The organism is Anoxybacillus sp. J5B_2022 (genome assembly GCF_026847645.1).
In the GTDB taxonomy this organism is placed as follows: Bacteria; Bacillota; Bacilli; order Bacillales; family Anoxybacillaceae; genus Anoxybacteroides.
The window spans coordinates 1-3292 of record NZ_JAPSMC010000109.1; the positions used below are offsets into that span (position 1 = coordinate 1).

The 3292-nt window shown below is 43.8% G+C and carries 4 protein-coding genes; 3 read left to right on the forward strand and 1 reads right to left on the reverse strand.

Annotation, left to right across the window (positions count from 1 at the left end; genetic code table 11):
• From M4I42_RS16395 to M4I42_RS16405, 3 genes are all read left to right on the forward strand, one after another.
• Positions 1–733: hypothetical protein (locus M4I42_RS16395; protein ID WP_268853122.1), on the forward strand; the 733-nt coding region annotated here is incomplete at its 5' end.
• Positions 734–761: 28 nt separating this feature from the next.
• On the forward strand, positions 762–2162 hold the full coding sequence (locus M4I42_RS16400; RefSeq protein WP_268853123.1) for a S41 family peptidase: 1401 nt from the start codon (positions 762–764) through the stop codon (positions 2160–2162).
• Positions 2163–2401: 239 nt separating this feature from the next.
• Positions 2402–2899 carry a C40 family peptidase gene (locus M4I42_RS16405; protein ID WP_268853124.1) on the forward strand — a complete coding sequence of 166 codons (498 nt, stop codon included), beginning with the start codon at positions 2402–2404 and terminating at the stop codon, positions 2897–2899.
• Between the two features lie 70 nt (positions 2900–2969).
• Here M4I42_RS16405 and M4I42_RS16410 read toward each other — a convergent pair.
• Positions 2970–3292 (reverse strand): SLAP domain-containing protein (locus M4I42_RS16410; protein WP_268853125.1); only part of this gene is annotated, 323 nt, incomplete at its 5' end.

Below are 3292 nucleotides of genomic sequence, written 5' to 3' on the forward strand. Positions count from 1 at the left end.
CAAATCAAGCATAAGGCGGGTGTTCGTTGCAATGTTCGCATTGCTCGTCATCATTGCATCGGCGTTTTACCCTGTTTCTGCCCAAGCAGCTTCGCTATCTTCCGATGTAGGGAAGCTAGAGCGCTATACAGAGCAGCTGGAACGAACGATTCACTCCCGTCAACTGTCTAAACCGTATGCGCTGTATAACAAAACGAAAAGGAGCTACAGTGAAACAAAACAGCGGATCGAACGGTTAAAAGACGGCCCGGTTAAGCAGCAGTATCGCGAGCGTCTGAAAAAAGCGGACCGTACGATTAGACAGGCAGCGTATTATATTAGTGCGATCGAAAGCGGGGAACGGTTAATTTCGTTAAAGTCGCGTATCGACCAATCGCTTATTTCTGGGAAGGTAGAAGTTGTTTATGACGTGTATCCTTCTTTTGATGAACAGCTGAAAAAGACGAAAGTGTTGATTCAAAAAGTGAGCGGGTCAGTGGTGCGCCAAAAAATGACGGAAACGTACGTGCGCCCAGCGGAAACGACAAAACAGCGGGCTTTTTATCCGATGAACATCATGTTGGCGTTTGATGAAATCATTTCGGCGTATGAGCAAGACGACATTGAGAAAGCAGAGCGGCTGCTTCGGTTATGCGAGAAATGGCTGCCGTATGTAAAGGATGCGAACGCGAAAACAGCGTTAAATCGTTATCTCGCTGATTTTGAAGCACCAGTCATTTTAGAAGTACAATAAACGACCTTGCGAAAGAAGGGAAACAGTAATGCGGGAAATGGTAAGAAAATTCTTTATTCCTTTTGTCTTCTTATTTTCGTTCACAACGTCCACGTTCGGCGTTTCGGCGGCGACGACGTCTACAAGCACGCTCGATGAAGTTCGTCAATATATCCGCGATTATTATGTTGATACTGTCAGTGAAGATGTATTAAACGGATCGACACCGCAAGAAATCGTCCAGCATTTAGACAAATATTCCACGTATATGACGGCACAGGAATATCAACAATTTCTTGATTCGATCAACATGGAATTTGTCGGAATCGGCATTACGTTTGATATCGATGAAGCAGGAATCAAAGTGACTTCTGTATTAAAAGGAGGTCCAGCAGAACGAACGGGCTTGCGTGCAGGCGATATCATTACAGAAGTAGATGGCCAGTCATTAGCAGGCAAAACGAGCGAACAGGCCGTCACACTCATTACAGGGCAAGAAGGGACAACGGTTCATATAAAAGTGCTTCGTCCGTCAACGAATGAGATGTTTACATTGGATGTGGCGCGTGAAAAAATTAATTGGCCGAATGTCGAGTTTTCGAGATTAGCAGGCAATATCGGCTATATTCGTCTTTATAGTTTTGATAGTGATTCGGTGAACGATATTGAACAAGCGATCCGCTCTCTCTCTGGAGTGAAAGGATGGATTTTTGATTTACGTGACAATCCGGGGGGATATGTGGATGCTGCCCAGCAAATTCTTGGCTTTTTCCCGAACGTGAAGACGGCGTTTCAGCTGCGCGACCGCTCAAACGTTCCAGAAGTGTACGATGCGATTACTCAATCGGTGAAAATGAACGGTCCGATTGACGTGCTTGTAAACGCATCGAGCGCTAGCGCCTCCGAAATGGTGGCGGCGTCTGTGAAAGACCAAAAAGCAGCGGTGTTATATGGACAACGGACGTTCGGAAAAGGGTCAATGCAACAAATTTTTGAATTGTCGGATGGCAGCGTACTGAAATTGACAATCGCCCGCTTTTTCTCACCGAACGGAACAACCATCCATGAAGTCGGCGTCAAACCGAATGTATGGACTGCTGTGAACAAAGAGTTGTATGCGGCTCATCGTGATTTACTTCTAAAGCAGCTAAGTGCATATCAATCATTAGGGAAGCTACGGAACGTGCCTGCCGATAAAGTGTTTACGATGAAATTTTCTCGTAAACTAATTAGTGACACAAGCAAACTAGGAATTAAACTATATGAATTAGGTGGGCAGGAAGTTCCGGTAACTGTGCAAGTAAGCAAAGGAACGCAGCTTGTTATTAAGCCGAACAGCTCGTTGAAAAAAGGGACATCTTATTTGTTAGTCATTCCACCAACGGTGAAAAGCAAAGATGGGGCTCTGATGAAAAAAGGGGCTTACGTCGAATTTAGCGTAGCGAAATAATAGATGTGAAGGTCGGTTCTTTATCGGAACCGGCTTTTTTTCTATTAAAAATTTTGTAGAATTTTGCAACTTAAAAGTAAATGTTGTAACAAAAATGTAATATAAACACGAATTTTTAATAGGAATGAAACACAACACTCTCCCGAAATGCGGTAAAATTTTGATTGGGTGGAGTGGAATAACCGAAATTGCAATCGGTTTCAAAGATGGAGAACGGTTGTTTGGTTAGGGGGAGACAGATGAAACAACGTCTAGCGATCATCATGGCTTCGCTGTTCGTGTTTTTCAGCGGACATTACGCATTTGCAGAAGAATTGGACATCGTATCGTTTAGCAAACAATACATTGGTGTTCCGTATAAATGGGGTGGCACGACGCCGAAAGGGTTTGATTGTTCAGGGTTTCTGACGTACGTGTATCGGGAATTTGGCGTAAATCTTCCACGAACGGCGGAGGAGCAATACCGAAAAGGAGAAAAAGTAGAAAAAGACGATTTAGCAGTAGGGGATTTAGTCTTTTTTGCGACTTACAAAAAAACGGCTTCCCACGCAGGGATTTACATTGGGGACAACAAGTTTATTCACGCGAGTTCGGGAAAAGGTGTCATGATTTCTGACCTTGATGAATCGTATTGGCGAAAATCGTATTTAGGTGCACGTCGTTATTTCAATGGTGCGAAAGAAGTTGCGGCGCTAGAGCATCATGACCGTCTTGCCTCGTTAAACGTATGGCGCTGATCATATACATAAAAAGATGCTGTTTGAAGCAAGGAATATTCCCTGTTCGAAACAGCATCTTTTTTATTGGTTAAGCTTTTGGTGGGTATACTTTCCATTTCGTTAAATCGATAGCTTCTTTCAGTAATAGATTAGATGGGAAAATAAACGTCCACGGTTTGCTTGTGTTCGCTCTCACTTCCAAATGTTCGAGCTGGAATACCCCTTTACAGACGATATCTCCAGACGCATCTTCCACAACGAGCGGGATTTGCTCGAGCTGAATGTGTTTATCGCTGCCGTTGCGAATAAGTAGTGTGATGATCAAGTCGCGTTTTTCATTGAGCTTCGCTTCTAGCCCCATAAAGTTGATTTCCCCGATCGAAAGCGGTGGCAAGTTCTCTACTAACTTTT

Excerpts from the sequence above, each read along its gene's own strand:
- M4I42_RS16405 (WP_268853124.1), top strand. The coding sequence starts at position 2,402 with ATGAAACAACGTCTAGCGATCATCATGGCTTCGCTGTTCGTGTTTTTC.
- M4I42_RS16400 (WP_268853123.1), top strand. The coding sequence starts at position 762 with ATGCGGGAAATGGTAAGAAAATTCTTTATTCCTTTTGTCTTCTTATTT.